The sequence below is a fragment of the Streptomyces sp. NBC_00094 genome (genome assembly GCF_026343125.1).
GTDB lineage: Bacteria > Actinomycetota > Actinomycetes > Streptomycetales > Streptomycetaceae > Streptomyces.
The window spans coordinates 6,680,268-6,701,104 of sequence record NZ_JAPEMB010000001.1 but is presented as its reverse complement, the minus strand read 5'-3'; the positions used below and the strand labels follow the sequence as shown (position 1 = coordinate 6,701,104).

17 protein-coding genes are annotated in these 20,837 nt (G+C 73.5%); 5 read left to right on the top strand and 12 right to left on the bottom strand.

The features are described from left to right. Positions 1-23: 23 nt before the first annotated feature. Positions 24-260 carry a hypothetical protein gene (locus OG580_RS29815; RefSeq protein WP_267046737.1) on the bottom strand — a complete coding sequence of 79 codons (237 nt, stop codon included), beginning with the start codon at positions 258-260 and terminating at the stop codon, positions 24-26. Between the two features lie 91 nt (positions 261-351). Then, positions 352-2,304, bottom strand: coding sequence for a DUF5107 domain-containing protein (locus OG580_RS29810; RefSeq protein ID WP_267046736.1), 1,953 nt, complete (start codon positions 2,302-2,304; stop codon positions 352-354). Between the two features lie 187 nt (positions 2,305-2,491). Here OG580_RS29810 and OG580_RS29805 point away from each other — a divergent pair, with 187 nt between their 5' ends. Continuing rightward, positions 2,492-2,824 (top strand): DUF6204 family protein, encoded by a 333-nt coding sequence (locus OG580_RS29805; RefSeq protein ID WP_267046735.1) that lies wholly within the window; start codon positions 2,492-2,494, stop codon positions 2,822-2,824. Here OG580_RS29805 and OG580_RS29800 read toward each other — a convergent pair. From OG580_RS29800 to OG580_RS29790, 3 genes are all read right to left on the bottom strand, one after another. Further along, entirely contained in the window at positions 2,812-3,462 is a 651-nt protein-coding gene (locus OG580_RS29800; RefSeq protein ID WP_267046734.1) for a GNAT family N-acetyltransferase, read from the bottom strand. The two genes, OG580_RS29805 and OG580_RS29800, sit on opposite strands and share 13 nt — an antisense overlap. 88 nt (positions 3,463-3,550) lie before the next feature. Next, on the bottom strand, positions 3,551-3,901 hold the full coding sequence (locus OG580_RS29795) for a hypothetical protein (RefSeq protein ID WP_267046733.1): 351 nt from the start codon (positions 3,899-3,901) through the stop codon (positions 3,551-3,553). Continuing rightward, entirely contained in the window at positions 3,898-4,149 is a 252-nt protein-coding gene (locus OG580_RS29790) for a DUF1049 domain-containing protein (protein ID WP_267046732.1), read from the bottom strand. Before OG580_RS29790 ends, OG580_RS29795 begins: the two co-directional genes overlap by 4 nt. Positions 4,150-4,364: 215 nt before the next feature. Between OG580_RS29790 and OG580_RS29785 the strand changes: the two genes are divergently transcribed. The 3 genes from OG580_RS29785 (at position 4,365) to OG580_RS29775 (ending at position 7,702) form a co-directional block, all read left to right on the top strand. Further along, positions 4,365-5,141, top strand: coding sequence for a GntR family transcriptional regulator (locus tag OG580_RS29785; protein ID WP_267046731.1), 777 nt, complete (start codon positions 4,365-4,367; stop codon positions 5,139-5,141). A 98-nt stretch (positions 5,142-5,239) separates the two neighbouring features. Continuing rightward, positions 5,240-6,328, top strand: coding sequence for an adenosine deaminase (locus OG580_RS29780; protein ID WP_267046730.1), 1,089 nt, complete (start codon positions 5,240-5,242; stop codon positions 6,326-6,328). Between the two features lie 84 nt (positions 6,329-6,412). Continuing rightward, the gene (locus tag OG580_RS29775) at positions 6,413-7,702 is read left to right on the top strand and encodes an MFS transporter (RefSeq protein ID WP_267046729.1); all 1,290 of its coding nucleotides are present in this window, start codon (positions 6,413-6,415) and stop codon (positions 7,700-7,702) included. A 31-nt stretch (positions 7,703-7,733) separates the two neighbouring features. Here the strand turns inward: OG580_RS29775 and OG580_RS29770 are convergent, their stop codons facing one another. The 6 genes from OG580_RS29770 to OG580_RS29745 all read right to left on the bottom strand — a co-directional run bounded on the left by OG580_RS29770 (position 7,734) and on the right by OG580_RS29745 (position 16,817). Continuing rightward, positions 7,734-9,455 carry a CocE/NonD family hydrolase gene (locus OG580_RS29770; RefSeq protein WP_267048178.1) on the bottom strand — a complete coding sequence of 574 codons (1,722 nt, stop codon included), beginning with the start codon at positions 9,453-9,455 and terminating at the stop codon, positions 7,734-7,736. 236 nt (positions 9,456-9,691) lie between these two features. Continuing rightward, positions 9,692-10,645 (bottom strand): LD-carboxypeptidase, encoded by a 954-nt coding sequence (locus OG580_RS29765; protein WP_267046728.1) that lies wholly within the window; start codon positions 10,643-10,645, stop codon positions 9,692-9,694. Further along, positions 10,642-12,729 carry a prolyl oligopeptidase family serine peptidase gene (locus tag OG580_RS29760; protein WP_267046727.1) on the bottom strand — a complete coding sequence of 696 codons (2,088 nt, stop codon included), beginning with the start codon at positions 12,727-12,729 and terminating at the stop codon, positions 10,642-10,644. Before OG580_RS29760 ends, OG580_RS29765 begins: the two co-directional genes overlap by 4 nt. A gap of 22 nt (positions 12,730-12,751) precedes the next feature. Then, positions 12,752-14,086 carry a M20/M25/M40 family metallo-hydrolase gene (locus tag OG580_RS29755; protein ID WP_267046726.1) on the bottom strand — a complete coding sequence of 445 codons (1,335 nt, stop codon included), beginning with the start codon at positions 14,084-14,086 and terminating at the stop codon, positions 12,752-12,754. Continuing rightward, complete coding sequence (locus tag OG580_RS29750) at positions 14,079-14,912, bottom strand: M55 family metallopeptidase (protein ID WP_267046725.1); 834 nt, start codon at positions 14,910-14,912, stop codon at positions 14,079-14,081. Before OG580_RS29750 ends, OG580_RS29755 begins: the two co-directional genes overlap by 8 nt. A gap of 96 nt (positions 14,913-15,008) precedes the next feature. Next, positions 15,009-16,817: a hypothetical protein gene (locus OG580_RS29745; RefSeq protein WP_267046724.1), complete on the bottom strand. Its 1,809-nt coding sequence runs from the start codon at positions 16,815-16,817 to the stop codon at positions 15,009-15,011. Between the two features lie 277 nt (positions 16,818-17,094). Between OG580_RS29745 and OG580_RS29740 the strand changes: the two genes are divergently transcribed. Then, positions 17,095-18,312, top strand: coding sequence for a hypothetical protein (locus OG580_RS29740; RefSeq protein WP_267046723.1), 1,218 nt, complete (start codon positions 17,095-17,097; stop codon positions 18,310-18,312). 18 nt (positions 18,313-18,330) lie between these two features. Here the strand turns inward: OG580_RS29740 and OG580_RS29735 are convergent, their stop codons facing one another. After that, complete coding sequence (locus OG580_RS29735; RefSeq protein ID WP_267046722.1) at positions 18,331-20,808, bottom strand: MFS transporter; 2,478 nt, start codon at positions 20,806-20,808, stop codon at positions 18,331-18,333. Between the last annotated feature and the right edge of the window lie 29 nt (positions 20,809-20,837).

The following is a 20,837-nucleotide window of genomic DNA, read 5'->3' as shown; positions in this document are numbered from 1 at the left end:
GCCGCGAACCTCCTGGACGGCGGTCAGTACAGGAGGAAGCCGTGGAACCCGTTGCAGTCCGGGTCCTGGAGGGGGCAGTCCGGATGCGGAGTGCGGTCGCGCTCCGGTCGTTCCGGTTCGGGGTCCAGGAAGCCCGGCTCCGGCGGCGGCAGCACGAACGTGTCGCAGCGGCAGAGACCGCAGCCGCCCGAGAACCGGGGCTCCGCGTGCCGGAAGCGCGGGTGTCCGCATCGGCACTCGGCCGTCGCCCAGGCTGCCATCTCCGGACCCCCGTCCCTCCGCCGCCGCGGCTCCTCCGCCGCCACCGCTCCGCCCAGGATAGCGAGCCACCGCCCCGAGCGGAGCCTTGCGTCAGTTCGGTCGCATCCTGAACTCGTAGGCGTCCGGCAGGTGTTCACCGGTGAGCTCCGACCACACCTCACCGATGATCTCGGCCCCCTCGCTCAGGTCCGCGACCTCGAAGCCCGCGTCGAAGACGGCGCGGGCCTCGCCCGCCCTGCCTTCGGCGAGGAGCAGCCGGGCCTCCAGGAACCGGAAGGCGCCCCTCTCCCGGACCTCCTGCGGCAGGCGCGCCCACGCCTCCCGGGCCCGGCCGGGCCGTCCGGCGGCGAGCAGCGCGACGACGGCCTCGCGGCCGAGGGCGCCGGCCACCACCGCGTCCTCCCCCGCCCGGTCGGCGTGGTCGGTGAAGGCTTCGGCGAACCGTTCGGCGGCCCGTGCCGGGTGCCCGTCCTCCCGGTCGGCGACGGCCAGGCAGTACAGCAGGGGCCAGCGCACGGCGGCCTCGCGCAGTCCGCGTTCCCAGCTCCGCACCGCCTGCGCGCGGTCTCCGGCGTGCCACTGGGCGATGCCGAGGTGGTACTCGGTGGAGGGGTCCGCCGGGGCGGTCTCCAGCATGTCCCGCCAGGGGGCCGAGACCAGCGGCGCACCGGGCGCGGATCCCTTCTCGGGGGCCGGCAGGACACCGGTGTCCAGCAGTTCCCGCCAGGGTTCCTGCTCCGGTCCGAGTGACGACTCGGGGAAGGGAGTGCCTGGCAACTCGTACTGTCCGCGCAGGACTTCGAGGGCTCCCCAGCCGGAGCCGACGGCGAGGACGGTCTCGGGCGCGGCATCGGCGGCCTGCTCGCGCCAGGCCGCGTGGGCGGCGTCGACCGCGGCGCGCGGCAACGCCCCGGCGAGGCTGCTCTCGACTGCCGCGCGGGCCGCGTCCCAGTCGTCGCCGAGCGCCGCGGCGGGATCGGCGACGAGGGGTCCGTACGCCTCCAGCCAGCTGAACTCCCCGCCGCCCGGCAGCTCCAGGTGCTCCAGCTGGGTGCGGGCCAGACCGGCCTGGATCTCGGCGTAACCGGGGGTGCCGGGCTCGGTGAGCCACTCCTGCCAGCGCCGGCCGCCGCGCCCGCGGCCCCACGCGAAGAGCTTGCGCCCGCGCAGCGGGTCGGTGGAGGTCTGGACGAGGCCGGTGCCGTCCGCGTCGAGCGCGGCGATCCAGCGGCGCTGCCCTTCGGGCAGGTCGTAGAACCAGTCGGCGGCGTGGTCGGCGCCGAGCGGGTACGAGCGGTCGGCGCCGTCCTCGTCCGCGGGGACGGGGACGCGGCGCAGACCGCGCTCGTAGCCGTGGTGCCAGGCCGAGTCGGCGGGGGCGAGGACCCGGCGGTCCTCGGGCACGGCGGTGTTGGACCACCAGTAGACGGGGGCGGGCCGCTCGTGCGGGTTGCGGACGCGGATGCCGACGTGGAGGAAGTCGGAGCCGTCGGGGAGCCAGAGGTCGACCTGGAAGGGCAGGTCACGGAGCCGCTCCCACTCCCACAGCCGGAGCATCGGGCCGCCGTCGGGTGCGCGGACTGTCGCCGCGTGCAGCGGCGAGCAGGAGAGGGTGGTGTGGCCGGTGGCCCCGATGTTCCACTCGATGCCACCGGAGAACCAGGCGCCGTTGAGGGCGAAGGCCGCGGGCTGGAACACCGGGTTGCGGTAGAGGAGTTCGCGCCCGGTGGGCTTGTGGTGCAGGGAGTGCACGCGGCCACCGAGGCCGGGCAGCACGGTGGCCCGGAGCCGGTCGTTCTCGATCACGATCGCGTCGAGGTCGGTGGGCGTGCGCTCGCGCCCGTAGCCGTCGCGTACGGGAGTCGGGAGCAGGCTGCGCAGCGGGGCGCGGCCGATGCCCCGGGCCATGTCGCGCGGGAGTTCCGCGAGGGTCTGGTCGTCGACCGCGTGCGTCCCGTCGTGGGTGCGCAGGGCGGGCAGGGGGTTGTCCGGGCCCAACAGGGCCGCGGGCAGCGTCAGTACGGCACGTCGTACGGTCGTCATTCACCCATGGAACACGCCGGGGCCCGTCCTGACCAGGGGCTCTCGCGCCACGCTTCGGGAGGGTGGGGGTACCGGCGCGGGCGTAGGGGGGCCCGGATATTCCGGGCGGTGCGGGGGCCGCCGCCGTACCGTGGAGGGTCGGTCCCGTCGTGGTGGCCGGGGAACAGTGGCACAGGGAGTACGAGGCATGGGCACGCAGCACACCTACCGGGTCATCGTGCGCGGAACGTTCGACGGCCTGTCGGAGGACAGCCGGACCCGGCTGCTCGCCGAGGTGGACGCGCACGGACTGACCGCGATGCAGTTCACGGAGGAGGGCTCGCTGACCTACGACCGGACGCTGAAGCACTTCTCGTACCGCCTGGTCGTCGTCTCCGACGCGGCGGACGGCGAGGAGATGGCGGGCGCGCTCGCGGAGGACCGGGTGGAGACCGCTCTCGAGGAGCTCGGCCACGGGTACAAGGGACTGCGCTCGACCGTGACCGATCTCGACACCATGAAGATCAACTACAAGCGCTGACCGGCCCCCCGGCGCGGCTCGGGTGCGGTGATCGCCCAGCGCTCGTGGTCCCGCCAGGCCCCGTCGACGAACAGCATCGCGGGAGAGAAGCCCTCCAGGCGGAAGCCCGCGCGGCGGACGAGGGCGCGGGAGGCGATGTTGCCCGGCTGGATGTTCGCCTCCAGGCGGTGCAGCTCCAGCGGCCCGAAGGCGTACGTGACGAGCAGCCCGAGGGCCTCGGTGAGCAGTCCGCGCCCGGCGGCGTGCGCGAAGGCGCCGTAGCCGATGGCCCCGCTGCGGAAGGCGCCGCGCACGATGTTGTTGATATTGACGAAACCGGCGATCCGGCCGCGCTCGGCGTGGTCGGGGTGCTCGGGGTGCTCGGGGTGCTCGGTGTACTCGGGGTCTGCGGGATTCCTGGGGTGCTCGGGATTCCTGGGGTGCTCGCACACCAGGAACCCGGCGCGCGCCGGGTCCTCGATGAGCGCGCCCGCGTAGCCCGCGTACGCCTCGGGGGTGCACGGCGGGAACAGCCAGGGCCGGTGGAGCTCACGGCTCTCCCGGGCGCGGGCGGTGAACTCGTCGGCGTCGTCCAGCGAGAAGGGGCGCAGGCCCACGCGGGGCCCGGCGGCGAGAAGGCGTCCACCATCGTCGGGCATGGGCCCAGATTAGGGCCACCGGTACCCCGGCGCCCCCCTGATCCGGCACCGGCCCGGCCCGCGGTGGACCGGGGCGGTGCCGCAGGGCTCAGCGGCGGGCGGTGCGGACCCGGGGCGGGCAGGTCTCGCCCCGGCGTACGACTCCGATCATGACGGTGGTCCGCCGGTCCAGGGTCGTACCCACCGCCGGGTACTGCGTGCACACCCGCCAGTTCGGCGGCCACAGCACCCGCCGGTCCCGCCCGCTCACGTCATGGACGTCGAGGCGGGTGCGGGGATCGAGCCCGGTGAAGACCCGCCACAGCCGGCCGCCCAGGAAGTCCGGCATCGGGCGCGTCCCTCCCTCCTCGCCGGGCACGGCGGACTCCTCGGACGAGGTGACGGCGACGGCCGCGAGCGCGAGGACGGCGGTCGCGCCCACGACGGCGGCCCGCCTCACTTCTGCCTCCTGGCCGCGGCGTAGTAGCCACAGGCGGCACCGAGGACGGCGGTCGCCAGGAGCGCCAGGTAGAGCGGCATGGATACCTCGGGGATCAGGATCCGGATCCTGACCTCCCGGGTGTTCTCGAAGATGAAGACCAGGGTGAGGACCGCGACCACCGTCATCGCGATCCGGCCCGGGGTGAAGGCTCCGCTGAACCGGGACGTGCCCGTGCGGGATGCCCCTGACGTCTCCTTGGGACTCATGCCCGGCCCTCTCCTCCGTCGTGCCGTCGGTGGTGCCCGTCGGTCGTACCCGTCGGCCCTACCCGGCCCGTGCCGTGGGACCAGCCGTGGGACCAGAATGGGGTGATCGGGGCCTCACCGTGACGGTGAGGAGAGCCGTACGGGTGACTTGTCAGACAACGTGGGCGGCTACCGTGGTCCCGGACACCGGCGGAGATCCAGACGAGGAGGCGGCCGTGGCGGTCAGCGGGCAGCGGCGACGGCCGGTCGTGGCGCTCTACGAGCGGATCGCGGACGCCGTCCACGACGGCACCTACCCGCCGGGCTCGACACTCCCCTCCGAACCGAAGCTCGCCACCGAACTGGGCGTGAGCCGGCCCGCCCTGCGCGAGGCGCTCCTGCTGCTCCAGGAGGACGGCCTGCTGACGGTACGCCGAGGGGTCGGCCGGACCGTCAACGACCGGCCACCGCGCCGGGGCTTCGAGCACGTCCAGCCGCTGGAGGAGCTGATCGGCGCGGGCAGCCCCCTGCGGGTGCGGGCGCTGCTGCGGACCGTCGAGGAGCCCACCGACTTCACCACACAGCACCTGCTCGCCCCGGCCCGCGCCGAACTGCGGTTCTGGGAGTCCGTGCTGACGGGAGAGGGTACGACGGCGGCGCTGAGCCACGAGTGGGCGGCGGCCGACGACGTCCTCGACCGGGCACACCCCGAGTTCGCCCGCGCGCTGCGGGCGACGGCGCAGGACGTCCGCGCGAAGGCCGGTGGGCCCGGCCCCGCCGTCTCGATGCTCGCGGTCCTCGTCGGGGCGTCCCGCGAGACGGCCCTGAGCGCGCACAGCGGCATCACCGCGACGCTGCTGGGCCGGCGGCGCGGAGACCAGCTCGGCCGCCCGGCGGACACCCCCGCCGTGCTGATCACCCAGGTCGTACGGGTCGGGGAGACCCCGATCCTGGCCGCCAAACACATGCTCCCGACGGGCACCCCGGCCCTGCCGGTACTCCAGTCCCACTAGGGCGTACCGCCCCTCCGGCGCCCTCCCCCGCTGCTTCCGGCGCCCTCCCCCGCTGCCGTCGGCGCGCTCCCGGCGGCCGTGGCGTACACTTCCCCGCCATGCACTTGTCTGACAACCCTGCCACGCCTGCCGCCGCCACCGTCTCCGAGTGGATCCGCCGGGCCCCCAAGGCCGTTCTCCACGACCACCTCGACGGTGGACTGCGCCCCTCGACGATCGTCGAACTGGCGCGGGAGTGCGGCTACACCGCGCTGCCGACCGAGGACCCGGCCGAGCTCGCGGTCTGGTTCCGGGACGCCGCCGACTCCGGCTCGCTGGAGCGGTACCTGGAGACCTTCGCCCACACCTGCGCGGTGATGCAGACCCGCGAGGCGCTGACCCGCATCGCGGCCGAGTGCGCCGAGGACCTCGCTGCGGACGGTGTCGTCTACGCCGAGATCCGGTACGCCCCCGAGCAGCACCTGGAGGGCGGCCTCACCCTCGACGAGGTGGTCGAGGCCGTCAACGACGGCTTCCGTGAGGGCGAGCGCCGCTCCGGAGGCCGGATCACGGTCCGCACGCTCCTCACCGGCATGCGCCACACGGACCGCTCGCTGGAGATCGCCCAGCTCACGGTCGCCCACCGGGACAACGGCGTCGCGGGCTTCGACATCGCCGGCGGCGAGATCGGCAACCCGCCGGCCCGCCACCTCCCCGCCTTCCAGCACCTGAAGCGGGAGAACTGCCACTTCACGATCCACGCGGGAGAGGCCGTCGGCGCGGAGTCCATCCACGAGGCCGTGCAGGTCTGCGGCACGGAGCGGATCGGCCACGGCGTGCGCATCACGGACGACATAGCCGAGGACGGCACCCTGGGCCGGCTCGCCTCGTACGTCCGGGACAACCGCATCGCCCTGGAGGTCTGCCCGACATCCAACCTCCAGACCGGTGCCGCCAAGGACTACGCCTCGCACCCGATCGACGAGCTGCGCCGCCTCGGCTTCCGGATCACGCTCAACACCGACAACCGCCTGGTCTCCGGCACCACCATGAGCGAGGAGTTCCAGCACATGGTGGACGCCTTCGGCTACGGCCCCGAGGTGTTCGAGGAGTTCACGGTGGCGGCCCTGGACGCGGCCTTCCTGCCGCTGCCGGAGCGGCGGCGGCTGATCGACGAGGTCGTCCGCCCCGGGTACGCCTCGCTCTAGCGCGAGTCCTGCCGCTCGGCCTGTCGGGACACCCGGGCGGGCCGGGCGGAGGGTGCCCTCGGGGCCGCTGTTAGCCTGACGCGCATGATCGGGAAGAGCACCAGGCCGCGGATATCCCACGTGCTGGGGCCGGCCGGTCCGCAGCGCGCTCTCATCCTCGCGAGCTTCGTCAGCCGGGTGGGCAACGGGCTGTTCAACACCGCCGCGGTGCTCTACTTCACGCTGGTGGTGCATCTTCCCGCCGCACAGGTCGGCGTCGGCCTCACGATCGCCGGGCTGACCGGGCTGCTGGCCGGTATCCCGGCAGGGAATCTGGCCGACCGGTACGGACCGCGCACGGTCTGGCTGACCGCCCTCGCGATGCAGGCCGTGACGATGGCCGCGTTCGTCTTCATCACCGACTGGCTCACGTTCACGCTCATCGCCACCCTGGACCGGCTGGCGGCGACGGCGGCCGGCGCCGCGGGCGGTGGGCTCATCGCCCGCACCGGCGGTGAACGCCCGGCCGCCTTCAGGGCGAAACTCCGCACGTTCGTCAACCTCGGCGTGGTCCTGGGCACCCTCGGCGCCGCCTTCGCCGTCTCGGTCGACACCCGCTCGGCATACACCGTGCTCATCCTCGCCAACGCCGCAAGCTTCGCCGGCGCCGGCCTGATCGCCCTGATGGGCGTCCCGAACTACCAGCCCCTGCCCCGGCCCAAGGAACACCACCGCTGGGCCGTCCTGGCCGACCGGCCGTACGTGTGCTTCGTCGCGCTCTACGGCGCCATGGGCCTGCAGTACCAGACCGTCTCCCTGCTGCTGCCGATCTGGCTCTCCGCCCACACCGACGCGCCCCGCTGGACCGTGGCGGCGGTCTACGCGGTCAACAGCGGGGTATGCGTGCTGCTCCAGAGCAGGATCGGCTCCCGGGTGGAGACACCGCGCCAGGGCGGCCGGGCGTTCCGCTTCGCCGGGCTGCTCTTCCTGATCAGCTGCCCCTTGATGGCCCTGACCGCGGACGTCCCGGCCTGGGTCGCGCCGGGACTCGCCATCCTCGCCGTGTGCGTGCACAGCCTCGGAGAGGTATGGGAGTCCTCGGGCGGCTTCGCGCTCGGCTTCGGTCTCGCCCCCGACCACGCCCAGGGGCAGTACCAGGGCTTCTTCGGCATCGGCTTCGACGCCGGACAGGCCCTGGCTCCGTTGATCCTCACGACAGCGGTCCTCGGGCTGGGACACGCGGGCTGGCTGCTGCTCGGCGTCTTCTTCGCGGCTCTGGGCGCGGCAGGCCCGCCGGTGGCCGCATGGGCGGAGCGCACCCGCCGCTCAAGCCACGACTCGGCCGACGGGACCCAGGGCAAGCCCGACAAGGCCCCGCTTCCCGACACCGTCTAGGTCGTGTCCGACGCCGCGGCTCAGACAGGCCCTAGCCGACCCTGCCGGCGACGATCGGCAGCTCCAGCGTCCCCGTGTCGTCGGGGGTGCTGGTGACGACCACGGGCTTGATGCCCCGGTTGCCGAAGTAGGCCGAGTCGCTGGCCGCGATCACGAACTCCATGCGGTGGCCGGTCTCGTAGCGGTGCACGATGCCCGGCAGCTCGACCGTGAACGGGCGCGTCACGTCCGGCACCCGGACCGGCGCGACGAGCTTGTTGACCAGGGTCTTCTTGCCGTCCGGCGCGATGTCGTAGACCTTGGCGAAGAGCACCAGCTTGTCGGCGGCGTCCCCGGAGTTCTGGACGAGCTCCGCGCTCGGGGAGATGACCTTGAGCGTGGCCTTGGGTGAGCCGACGACGTCGACCGGGGCGGCCAGCGGCGCGCTCGTCCAGCCGAGGTAGGTGCCCTCGGTGTCGGAGAGCGGGGCGTCGGGGAGCCCGATCAGGCCGGCCAGCGAGACCTCGGAGTGGCTCGTCGGGATCAGCCAGTTGCTGTATCCCCGCAGGCCGAGGGCGACCTTGGACCGGTTGTCGACGAGCTTGCCGTCGCCGGACAGGTACAGCTTCTGGCTGAGCGCGGGAACGGTGGAGGCGGTGCCGTAGCCGCTCTGCCAGTCGCGGTAGTAGGCGAACTCGGCGCCGGTGTCCACGTTCTGGTCGCCCTGCAGGTAGCGGTCGAACCAGGCGAGGATGCGCTGTCCGACGTAGCTCGTCTCCAGGTTGCCCTTGGCGAGGTCGAGTTCACCGTCGATGGGGTTGATGAGGCCGCCGCTGTGACCCCAGGACTGCCAGATCATCTTGGTCTCGACACCGTGCGCTTCGAGCTTCTCGTACGTGTCCTGGGCCTCGTTGAGGTTGAAGAGGCTGTCGGTCTGGCCCTGGATGAGCAGCGTCGGCGCCTTGACCCGGTCCAGGTACGAGGCCGGGGAGACGCTCCGGGCGTAGTCGAGCATCTTCTTGGTGGCGGCCGCAGGGAAGTCGCCGGAGTTCAGGAGCCGGACGGTGTCGCAGGCGCTGGTGACGAAGTGCAGGCAGTTCAGGGAGTTGATCCGGCTCGGGTCGAGCGAGGGCGAGAGCAGGGTCTGGCCCTCCCCCATCAGGTAGAAGCCGTTGGACCACTGCCACTTGAAGACGCCGGGGGTGGCGCGGTCGGCCCCGTTGGGGGCCAGGGCGTAGGCCAGGTCGTTCCAGGTGATCAGGGGGACGAGGGCGTCGAGCCGGGGGTCCACGGAGGCGGCGGCCAGCTGGACGGCGCCGCCGTAGGAGCCGCCGATCATGCCGACCCGGGGGTCTCCGGCCCCGTCCTTGGTGACGTAGTCGACGCGGGTGCCGTCGTCGGCGGCGCGGGTGCCGGCGAGGAAGTCGACGAGCCGGGCCGCGGCCTGTCCGTCGATGGCCGGGTCGTCGAGGGAGATCAGGCAGCCGGACTTGCCGAAGCCGAGCCCGGAGTAGACGAGGCCGACGTAGCCGCGGGCCGCGAAGGCCTTGCCGAGGACGTCGGTCTGGCCGTCCGCCTTGCTGCCGCCGAAGCCGTTGGTGGCGAGGATCGCGGGGGCCGGACTGGCGGCGTCGACCCCGGCGGGCCGGTAGAGATCGGCCTCGACGGTGCAGGTGCGACCACCGGCGTCGACGGTGAACGTGAGCGGGGTGACGGTGAACGCGCCGGGTTCGGCGGCACTCACCGGACCGGCGAGGGCGAGCGGTGCCGCCATCGCCGTACCGGCGATCAGAGCGAGGATCTTGCGGGATCTGGGCAGAGCACGGGACACGGGGGGCCTCCACACCAAGGACGCATGAGTGGCCCCGCCAACCGCTTACCTACCGGTAAGTAAGTGGGGCCGCGCCCATGTTGTGACACGTGTAAGCACAGCGTCAATACGGGCGCCGAAGTTGCTGACGAAGATTCAGTGAAGTTCGGTCTACCGGCCGTTCACCCGGGCCGGACGCCTCAGACCAGCGCCGGCGCGTCCAGGGTCAGCGCGCACGCCTCCGCGTCCAGCACGCCGGGCACTCCCAGCGGGACCGTCAGCGCCGTGGCGCTGTGCCCGAAGCCCAGTTCCTCCACGACGGGTATGCCGAGGCCGCCCAGCCGGTCGACGAGGACCGCGCGCACCTCCTCGTACGGACCGCACTCCTCCCACGAGCCCAGGCCGATGCCCGCGACGCCGTCCAGCCATCCGGAGCGCAGCAGTTGAGTGAGGACGCGGTCGAGCCGGTACGGCTCCTCCCCCACGTCCTCCAGGAGGAGCAGTCCGCCACGGGCCGAGGGCCTGCCGTGCGGCGTGCCGAGGTCGGCGGCGAGCAGGCTGAGGCAGCCGCCGAGCGTGACTCCCCGGGCCTTCCCGGGGGCCACGGTCCGTGCCGTCTCCAGGCCGAGCGTCCGTACCGTCTCCGGCTCGAACAGGGTGGCCCGCAGGGACTCCTGGGTGCGCCGGTCCGACAGGAACGTGGCCGCGGCGACCATCGGTCCGTGCAGCGTGGCCAGGCCGAGACGGACGGCGAAGGCCTCGTGCAGGGCGGTGACGTCGCTGTAGCCGACGAACACCTTGGGTCCGGCCGCCCGGACCGCCGCCCAGTCGACGAGGTCCACCATGCGCTGCACCCCGTAGCCTCCGCGGGCGCAGATCACCGCCGAGACCGAGGGGTCGCACCAGGCCTCCGTCAGGTCGCGGGCCCTCGCCCGGTCTGCGCCCGCGAGGTAGCCCAGCGTGGGGTGGGTGTCCAGGACGTGCGGGGCGACCACCGGCTCCAGGCCCCAGCCGCGCAGGATGTCGAGACCGGCCCGGAGACGCTCCTCGGGCACGGGTCCGCTGGGGGCGACGACGGCGACCCGCGCGCCTGGCCGGAGGCGTGCGGCCCGGGTCAGGGGTTCGACGGTGGCGTGCGGGACGATCGGGTTCACGCGCGGAGCTCCAGGTCGGGGACGTCGGTACGGGCGAGGCCGAAGGTCCGTACGTACAGGGCGAGTTCCGCCTCCAGGGCGCGGACCATCGTGTCGGCCTTGCGGAAGCCGTGCCCCTCCCCGGCGAAGGCGAGGTAGGCGTGCGGGACGCCACGGCCGGCCATCCGCGCGAGGAAGCGCTCGGCCTGGGCGGGCGGGCAGATGACGTCGTCGAGCCCCTGGAGCAGCAGGAAGGGGGTCGTGACCCGGTCGACGTGCTCGATGGGCGAGCGTTCCTCGTAGCGGGCGGGTACCTCGTCGAGCGGGCCGACGAGGCCGTGGAGGTACTGGGATTCAAAGTCGTGGGTCTCGCCGGTGGCCCAGCCCCGCAGGTCGAGGATGGGATAGATGATCGTGCCGCAGGCGTACACGTCGGTGCTGACGAGGGAGGCCGCCGCCGTCCAGCCGCCGGCGCTGCCGCCGCGTACGGCGAGCCGGTCCGGGTCGGCGGTGCCCTCGGCGGCGAGCGCCGCCGCGACGGCCGCGCAGTCCTCGACGTCGACGACGCCCCACTGCTCGCGCAGCCTCTCCCGGTACTCCCTGCCGTACCCGGTCGATCCGCCGTAGTTGACCTCGGCGACGCCGATCCCGCGCGAGGTGAAGTAGGCGATCTCCAGGTCCAGGACGAGCGGTGCGTGCCCGGTGGGCCCGCCGTGCGCCCAGATCACGTACGGCGGCAGCTCGCCGGCGGGGCCGGTGAACCCGGGGTGGTGCGGCGGGTACACCTGCGCGTGGATCTCGCGTCCGCCGGGGCCGGTGAAGGTGCGGATCCGGGGCTCGGGGTAGTACGCCGGGTCGACGGCGTCCGTGTGCGCGGCGCCGACCACGCGTGTACGGCCGGTGCGGGTGTCCAGCTCGACGACCTCGTAGGCGCTGCGCGGTCCGGCCGCGACGCCGACGACCCGTGAGCCGAGCGCGGTGAGGGTGGCGGCCCATTCGGTCCAGGGGCCGGCGATGTCGACGAGGGAGCCGCTCCCGGGATCGAGCACCCCGAGGGTGGTGGTGCCCTTGCCGTGGACGACGGCGACGAGACCGTCCTCCAGGGGCGTGAACCAGTTCAGCCCGACCTTCCAGAGCGGTCCGGCGAACTCCTCGTCGCGGGGGCGGAGCGCGACCGGTTCGCGCACGCCCCCGTCGGTGTCGACCTCGGCCCGGTAGAGGTTCCACCAGCCGGTGCGGTCGCTCGCGAAGAGCAGTCGGCCCGCGGCGTCCCAGGCGACCTGCGGGATCGACTCGGCGGGGCCACCGGCGACGGTCCGGGCCCCGTGGAAGGTGCCGTCGGAGGCGACGTCGGCGAGCAGGACCTCGGTGCCGTCCCAGGGCATCCCGGGGTGGTCCCAGGCGATCCAGGCCGCCCGGCGCCCGTCCGGGGAGAGCCGCGGGCCGGTCACGAACCGGTGCGTTCCGTCGGAGAGTTCACGGACGGCGGTACGGTCATCGGCGGCCGATCCGTCCAGTGGCACGGCGGCGAGCACCCGGCGCACATCGGTCGGACCCGGCCCGGTGAACTCCTCCAGGACGGCCCACACCTCGCCCCGGTCCGGGTGGATCACCGGGTCCACCCAGCGCAGCCCGCCGCCGACGCCGGAGACGGGGGTGAGCGGTCGGGGCCCGGCGTCCGTCCCGGCCTCCGGCTCGTACGCGTACAGGCGCTGGTCGGGGAAGTGGCTGAAGACGACGAGCGGTCCGCCCCGGGGGCGCTCGATCGCGGCCCAGGGCCGGCCGCCGTACTCGATGACCCGGCTGCGGACGTTCCACGGCGCCGGGAGCACGCTCTCCTCCGCTCCGTCGGCGCGCAGCCGGACGAGGGCGCGTCTGCCGCCCTCCGCGGGTCGCGGCGCGGTCCACCACAGCTCGTCGCCGACGGCGCCCACGTACTCGGGGCGGCCGTCGTGGGCGGCGGCGAGAGCGGCGTCGACGGGCGACGGCCAGGTGCCGTACGCGGCCGTGATCGGCGGCGTGGGCGTGATCGACGTCCCGGCCGTGGGCGTGCTCGCCGACTCGGGCGTGGGTGTGCCCGCGGACTCGGGCGTGGGTGTGACCATGTCTCCTCCCCCTGTCACGGTCCTACGCGGACTTCAGGTAATGGTCGAGCACCCGGACACCGAAGTGCAGGGCGTCCACCGGGACGCGTTCGTCGACGCCGTGGAAGAGCGCCCCGTAGTCGAGCTCCGGCGGCAGCCGGAGCGGTGAGAAACCGTAGCCGGTGATACCGAGCCGGGAGAACTGCTTCGCGTCGGTGCCACCGGACATCGTGAACGGCACGACGTGTCCGGCCGGGTCGAAGCGCTCGACGGCGGCCCGGAGCTTGGCGAAGGTCGGCGAGTCGACCGGCGCCTCCAGGGAGACCTCGCGATGGTGGAACTCCCACTCCACGTCGGGCCCGGTGAGCAGGTCCATGGTCGCGGCGAACTCCTCCTCTCCGCCCGGCAGCGTCCGCCCGTCGATGTAGGCGACGGCCTGCCCGGGGATGACGTTGACCTTGTAACCGGCCTTCAGCATCGTCGGGTTGGCGCTGTTGCGGACGGTCGGCGCGACCAGCGCGGCGGCGGGGCCGAGCTTGTCGAGGAGGAGGTCCACGTCGAGGTCGGCGGCGCTCGTGTCGACATCGATGCCGTACAGCGCGGCGAGTTCGCTGAGGGCGGCCCGGACCGTGGTGGTGAGGCGGACCGGCCAGGTGTGCGCGCCGATCCGGGCGACGGCGGAGGCGAGGCGGGTGACCGCGTTGGCCGTGTTGACCTTGGAGCCGTGGCCCGCCCGGCCGTGGGCGGTCAGCTTGAGCCAGGCGGTGCCGCGTTCACCCGCCGCGATCGGATAGAGAGTGGTGCCGGGCTGCGGATGGAAGCTGAACGCCCCGGACTCGCTGATGCCCTCCGTACAGCCCTCGAAGAGTGCGGCGTGCCGGTCGGCCAGGAAGCCGGAGCCGTCCTCGGCGCTGGCCTCCTCGTCGGCGGTGTAGGCGAGGACGATGTCGCGGCGCGGACGGACGCCCTGCCGGGCCCAGGCGCGGACGACGGCCAGGACCATCGCGTCCATGTTCTTCATGTCGACGGCGCCGCGCCCCCACACGACCCCGTCGCGGATCTCTCCGGAGAAGGGGTGCACGGTCCACTCGGCGGGGTCCGCGGGGACCACGTCCAGGTGGCCGTGGACGAGGAGCGCGTCGGCCGAGGGATCGGTGCCGGGGATGCGCGCCACGACGTTGGTGCGGCCGGGGGTCCGCTCCAGGAGCGCCGGTTCGATGCCGGCGGCGGCGAGCCGCTCGGCGACGTACTCGGCGGCGGGCCGTTCGCGGCAGTCGCCGCCGCCCCGGTTGGTGGTGTCGATGCGGATGAGCTCGGAGGTGAAGGTGACCACCTCGTCGAGCGCCGTCGTGTCCGGACCCCGGACCTCCTCAGCCATACTGCTCCTCCACCGCGGCCGAGACGATGGTCGTGACCGCCTTGAACGTGCGAATTGCCTCGTACATCGTCTCCCCGGTGTACGCGACGCGCCGCTCGCCGCTCCGCGCCACGCCGGGAACCACCGTCGCGGCCGCTCCCAGGTGCTCGGCGTCGAACTCCAGCTCCACCGTGAACGGTCCGCCACGGACCGGTTCGTGCCGGACGGCGAGGGCGGTCGCGTCCTTCGCCGCCGCTCTGATGTCGGCGGCGGTCCTGGCCGGGGTGCGGCACACCGCCGCGTACCGGGAGACATGGTCCTTGACGGCGACCTTGCGGGCCTCGGGCGCGTACCCGAGGGCGTCCTCGCAGGTCAGGTCGTCGCCGGTGACGAGCACGACCGGGACTCCGTACTCGGCCACCACATGGGCGTTGAGCAGGCCCTCGCTCGCCCGCTCGCCGTTCAGCCAGACGCCCGTGATCGAGTTGGCGAGGTAGGTGTGCGCGAGGACCCCTTCGGTGCCGGCGCCCGTGTGGTAGCCGACGAAGGCGATCCCGTCGACGTCCCCGTGCTGCACGCCCTCCACCATCGACAGCGACTTGTGCCGTCCGGTGAGCATCTCGGCGCGCTCGTCGAGCCGCTCCAGGAGCAGGTTCCGCATGCTCCAGTGCGCCTCGTTGATGAGGACCTCGTCGGCCCCGCCGTCGAAGAAGCCCAGCACCGCCGCGTTCACGTCGGACGTGAACATCGAGCGGCAGCGCTCCCACTGGGGCGTACCGGGCAGCACGTCGGCGGGCCAGGTCACACCGGTCGCGCCCTCCATGTCGGCACTGATGAGGATCTTCATGTCTGGCACCGTACGCGCCGCCCGACGCCCCTACCACCCCTGTGGATAACCGCCGTTGGAGTGGACCAATGGCGGTCACCGGGACGGCGGTACGGGTCACCCCCGGAGTTCCGGATACCTCCGGGGATCGCCTTCCGCCAGGCGGCGCAGGGCCGCGGCCGCCTGTTCCTCGGGCGGGGTGCCGTCGTCCGGGACGCGCCACAGGAACTGTCTCGGCTCCCCCTCCCGCTCGGGCGTTCCGTCGGTGGTCAGGGGCGGGCCCGTGAAGGTGACCACGGTCGTGTCCGGCGCGTCGAACTCCGTGGCGATCCACCCCTGCCGGAGCCCCCATCGGGTGAGCCGCTCCGGCCGGTCGCGCAGTCCCGCGGCGATCAGCCGGGCCGTGCGGCGGGCCGGCCAGGTCCAGCCCTGGTCGGTCTCCGCGCGGGCGATCTCGGCGTCGTACGCGACGGCGTCGAAGCGGTACGCGGGGAGTTCCGGCAGTCCGCTCAGCGCGCGCGGCCGTCGCCAGCCGTCCCAGACGACGTGGGCGCCCTCGCGTCGCACGGTGACGTACAGCGCGCCGCAGCAGCCCTCGGTGCAGTAGGCCTCGGCGAGCCGCACGTCGCGGGGCTCGGGCGCGGCCCGCAGGCCGCCCCCGTCGAGAAGCCGTTCGGGCGTATCGCCGGGGCCCCGGCCGAAGGCCTCGGGGACGAGGGGGCGCCCGTCGATCAGGAAGCGGGTCTCGACGACGTCCGGTTCGGCGGGATCGGCGACGGCGACCTCGATGCGCAGCCGGGGTGTGCCGACGGGGCCCTCACGGCGGTCCGTGGAGAAACGGCGGGCTGTACGGAGCTGCCGCACCGTGCGGCGGATCCAGTCGGCGCGCCGCCGCGCGGCCGGGTTGCCGGGCGTGACGACGGTCGGGTCGTCCGGGTCCCCCACCACCGCCAGGAGGGTGTCGAGCAGTTCCTCGCGCCGCCCCTCCGCCCAGGCCAGGAGGTGCCCGGCGCCGCTGTGCAGGTCGAGGGCGAGGGAGACGAGAGCGGCCCGGTGGTCGAGGTCGCGGGGCAGCCGGTGGGCGTGGGCGGCCACCGTCTCGTACAGGGCGACGGCCTCTTCGTACCGAAGGATCTCGGCCTCGTAGCCCCTGAGACCGGTCATCGGGACCAGCGTGCGGACCGCCTGCGCGAGCAGCCCGGGACGGTCCGGGTCGCACCGGAGGAGCCCCGCGAGACCGACGGCCTCGGCGACCTGCCGGGCGAGCTCGGGCCCGAGGCACCGGGGCCCGGTCGGGATCTCCAGGAACCGGTCGCGTACGGCCTCCGCGTCCTCGGCGGCCAGGGCGCCGACGAGCGCGCGCAGCTCGTCCCCGCGGACGCGGTGGATCAGCCCCACGAACGCGGCGGTCCTCCGGTCCAGGGGTGTGAGCGTGGTGACGACCTCTCGGTGGAGGCCTTGGAGTACGCCGAGGGTGCGGAGGTACGGCACGTCCTCGGGCTCGCCGAGCCGGGCGAGGAGTCCGAGGCCGGCGGCCACGCTGACGGTGGTGGTCCCGTCACGGGTCAGGCACCGGCCGAGCGCCCTGGCCCGGGCCCGGTCCGTGGGGTCGTCGGGTGGTGGCAGGGCGGCGGCCGCCGCGAAGACGGTCCTGTCACGGACCCCCGTCGCGGCGATGGCCCGATGGGCCTCGACTGCCGCCCGCTGCCCGTCCGGGTCCGCGAGCAGCGAGAGGAGGACGTCGGTGACGGCGGTCCGGGCCTCGTGATGGTCACGGCCGACGCGTCGCGGTCTCGGTGGGCGTGCGCTGTCGGGCAGGGGATGCCCGCCCTCGGGCCGGGGCCCGCCGGTTTCCGCGCGCCGGAGGTCCCGGGCGTACGCGAAGAGGGAGGGGGCGAGCGTCGAGCGCTCGTGCGGGGCGCTCAACGCGCGGGGTGGAGCTCGATTCCAGAGGTCATGGGAGCATCCTGCCCGCCGGACCGCCCGACCCGCCACCGAATTACCGGGCGCTCATGACCGGGCCCTCGTCACCGGACGCATGACCGGGTTCTCATGACCGGGTTTCTCATGACCGGGTTTCTCATGACCGGGTTTCTCATGACCGGGTTTCTCAACGATGGCTCGAATAGGGCGAAATATCGCCAAGGTGTGCGTATAGGCTGTCGGCCGCAGTTGTCGTACCCGACCTTCCGGAGAGCTCTCGGTGACCATCGCCATCACCCCGTCCGAAACGTCCGCCGAAGAGCGCGAGGCCGCCGCTCCCGAGGCAGCGCCTGCAGCGATCTCGGAGCCGGAGTTCTGGGTGCCGTCGGCGCCCGAGCCGGAGGCGCCCGAGGCCGAGGCCGAATCCGCGCCCGAGGCCGAATCCGAGCCCGCACCCGAGGTCGAGGAGTGGGAGCAGGAGCCGGAGCCCGAGTCGTCGGACGCGCACGACCCCGTCGTCGTCCGCGACGCCCACGACTTCGGCGTCTACGCGCGGACCGGTGGCTGGGCCTTCGCGCTCAAGGTCGCGCGGAGCGTGCGCCCCGGCGGCCAGCCCGCCGAGGGCACGGCCGCCGCGAAGGTGTCGGCGAAGGCCTTCGCCGCGCTCGCGGGGTGCTCGCCCGAGCGGGTCATGCGCTACTACAAGGCCTGGGACATGGCGGCCGACGACGGCCTGGTCCCGCAGTTCGAGGTCCTGGTGCCCGGCGAGGACGTGGAGCTGCCCGACGCGGACGTCTGGCTCTCGTACTACACCTCCCGCAACAGCGCCTCCTCCGTGCGCGGCCAGGCGATCAGCGCGGCGGCCGAGGCCGAGGGCATCCGGCCGACGAAGGCCCTGGAGGTCGCCGAGAACCCGACGGCCCTGCGGGCCGCGATCCTCGCCGACCCGGGGACGGCGGAGGCGGCGCGCGGTGCGCTGCTCGACCGCATGAAGGACGACCCGGCCCTCCAGACCGAGATGGCCCGGGCCATCGCCCGTACCGACGACCTGAAGAAGGCGGTGGCGAGCGAGGCGAAGGCCGCCGACCGCATCGGGTACGTGCGGCAGATCGTCGAGAACGGCCAGATCAAGACCCCGGCCGGGCAGACGGTGGAGGCTCCGGCCGAGCTGCGCGCGGAGGCCGAGCGGCACCTGTCGCTCATCGACGAGCTCGACGACTCCGAGGAGGCGGGCGAGTGGGCCGGTGAGGCCTACGACGCGGTGAAGGGTCTGGTCGCCAAGGCGGTCGAGGAGGATCCGACGCTGCGCGTCCAGGAGCGGCGCACCAAGTTCTACAACAGCCTGCAGAAGGCGACGAAGGTCTTCGAGGAGCTGACCCTGGACGAGGTGATGGAGGAGGACATCTACGAGGCCGACATGCTCCAGCGCCTCGAAGCCCTCCAGGAGGCGATCGGCACCTGCATCAGCGCGCTGCGCAAGGCGTCGACCACCTCCTGACGTCCGGAAGAGGCCCCCTCAGTCCTGGTGGCCGAGCTGCAGGTCGCGCTCGGTGCGGCCCCCGCCGGCCATCTGCAGGACGGTCGCGACGGGCGGGTACCCGGCGGCGATGACCGTGTACTCGCCGGAGGACAGGTCCACGAACCGGAAGGTGCCGTCGGGCCCGGTGGTGAGGGTGTCCATGACGTTGCCGGCCGCGTCGAGGAGGGTGACGCGGGCGTCCTCGACCGGGCGCCCGCCCCCGGCCCGTACCGTGCCGCGCAGCACCGCGCCGCCGGCCAGCTCGATGTCCTGGCGGGTCTCGCGGGAGGACTGGACGCTCACCGGGAGCGCGGCGGGCCGGAAGGCGGGGGCGCTGGCGGCGAGCGTGTACTCGCCGGCGACCAGCTCGGTGATGACGTACCCGCCCTCGCGCCCGCTGCGGGTGGAGGCGACGACCTCCCCGCGTACGTCGGTCAGGGTGACGGCCGCGTCCCGGACGGGCGTCCCGTCGGCGGTGACGACGCTGCCCGCGAGCCGCCCGGCGCCGCCGAGGACGACGTCGAGCTCCACCGGCCGGTCGCCGACGGTGACGGAGACGGCCTGGGGCTGGTGCCCGCCGGCCGCCGCGATGAGCACGTACGAGCCCCGGTCGGGCACGCTCAGCGCGTACCGCCCGTCCTCGCCGCTCGCGCCGCGCCCGACCTGGCGCCCCTGGACGTCGATGAGGGTGAGGGCGGCCCTGGGCACCCGGCTGCCGTCGTGGTGCTGGACGGTGCCGCAGACGGGGACCCCGGAGTGGGTGGGCCCCGCCGGAGAGGGGGCGGGGGCCGCGTGCCGGGCGTGGGGGACCGCCTGGGTGCCGCCGAAGTCGGTGGCCTCGGTGGCCTCGGTGAGCGGGCTGTGGTGGGACACCAGCGGTTTCTCCTTGAGGAAGAAGGCGAGGACGAGGCCGAGCACGAGGACCGGCACGAGGTAGAGGAAGATGCGCGGCATCGCGTCCGCGTAGGCCTGGATGTAGGCGTCGCGCAGGGCGGGCGGCAGGGTGTGCACCGACTGCGGGGTGATCGACTCGGCCGGCGGCAGGGACGCGGCGGCGCCTCCCTGGGCCGTCACCCCGGCGAGCCGGTCGCCGAGGGCGTCGTCGAGCCGGGAGGCGAAGAGCGTGCCGAAGATCGCGGCGCCGACGCTGCCGCCGATCTGGCGGAAGTAGTTGTGGGCGCTGGTGGCGGTGCCGAGGTCGGAGGGGCGTACGGAGTTCTGCACGGCGAGCACGAGCACCGGCATGACGAGCCCGATGCCGGTGCCGAGGACGGCCTGCCAGAGGCTGTGCTGGAGGCGCGGGGTCTCGGTGTCCATGCGGGAGAGCAACCACATGCCGAGGACGGAGACGGCCCCGCCGACCACCGGGTAGATCTTGTAGTGGCCGGTGCGGCTGATGAGTTGGCCGGAGACGACGGACGCGATGACGATCCCGCCCATGAGGGGCAGCATCAGGAGGCCGGACTCGGTGGCGGTGGCGCCCTCGACCATCTGCAGGAAGCTGGGGAGGTAGCTGGCGGCGCCGAAGAGCGCGATGCCGACGACGGCGCCGACGAGGGCCGTGACGGTGAAGACGGAGTCGCGGAAGAGTCGGAGCGGGATGAGGGGTTCGGGCGCGACGTGCTCGACGACCAGGAAGAGCAGGGTCGTTCCGACGGCGCCTGCGGCGAGGGCGAGGACGACCCGGGAGCCCCAGGCGTACTCGGTCCCGCCCCAACTGGTCAGCAGGACCAGGCAGGTGGAGGCGGCGGCGAGGAGCAGCGCGCCGAGGACGTCGAAGCGCGCGCGTGCCGTGGGCTTGGGGAGCTTGAGGACGACGGCGACGACGGCGAGGGTGACGAGCCCGAAGGGCACGTTGAAGTAGAAGCACCAGCGCCAGGAGACGTGGTCGGTGAAGAAGCCGCCGAGCAGGGGCCCGGCGACGGAGGCGAGACCGAAGGCGGCGCCGATCAGGCCCATGTACCGGCCGCGTTCCCGGGCGGGGACGATGTCGGCGATGATCGCCTGGACGCCGATCATCAGGCCGCCCGCTCCGGCTCCCTGGATCGCGCGGAAGGCGATGAGTTCGTCCATGGACCGGGACCAGCCGGCGAGGCCCGACCCGATGACGAAGACGACGATGGCGAAGAGGAAGACGCCCTTGCGGCCGAGGAGGTCGCCCAGCTTTCCGTAGATCGGCAGGCCGATGGTGGAGGTCAGCAGGTAGGCGGTGATGGCCCAGGACATCCGGTCCAGGCCTTGGAGTTCACCGACGATCTTCGGCAGGGCGGTGGCCACGATCATCTGCTCGAGCGCGGCGAGGAGCAGTGCGAGCATGAGGCCGCAGAAGACGAGCCGGACGCGCCGGGGGTCGAGAGGCGCGGCCGCTCCGGTGCCGGGCGACGACGCGAGGTCGGCGGGGGGCGGGCCACCCGTGGCGAGCGACTCCGCGCCTTCGGCCCCCTCGGCGTCTTTCACCAGCGTGATCGCACCCACGTACCTGCTCCCCTCGACACGGCGTATGC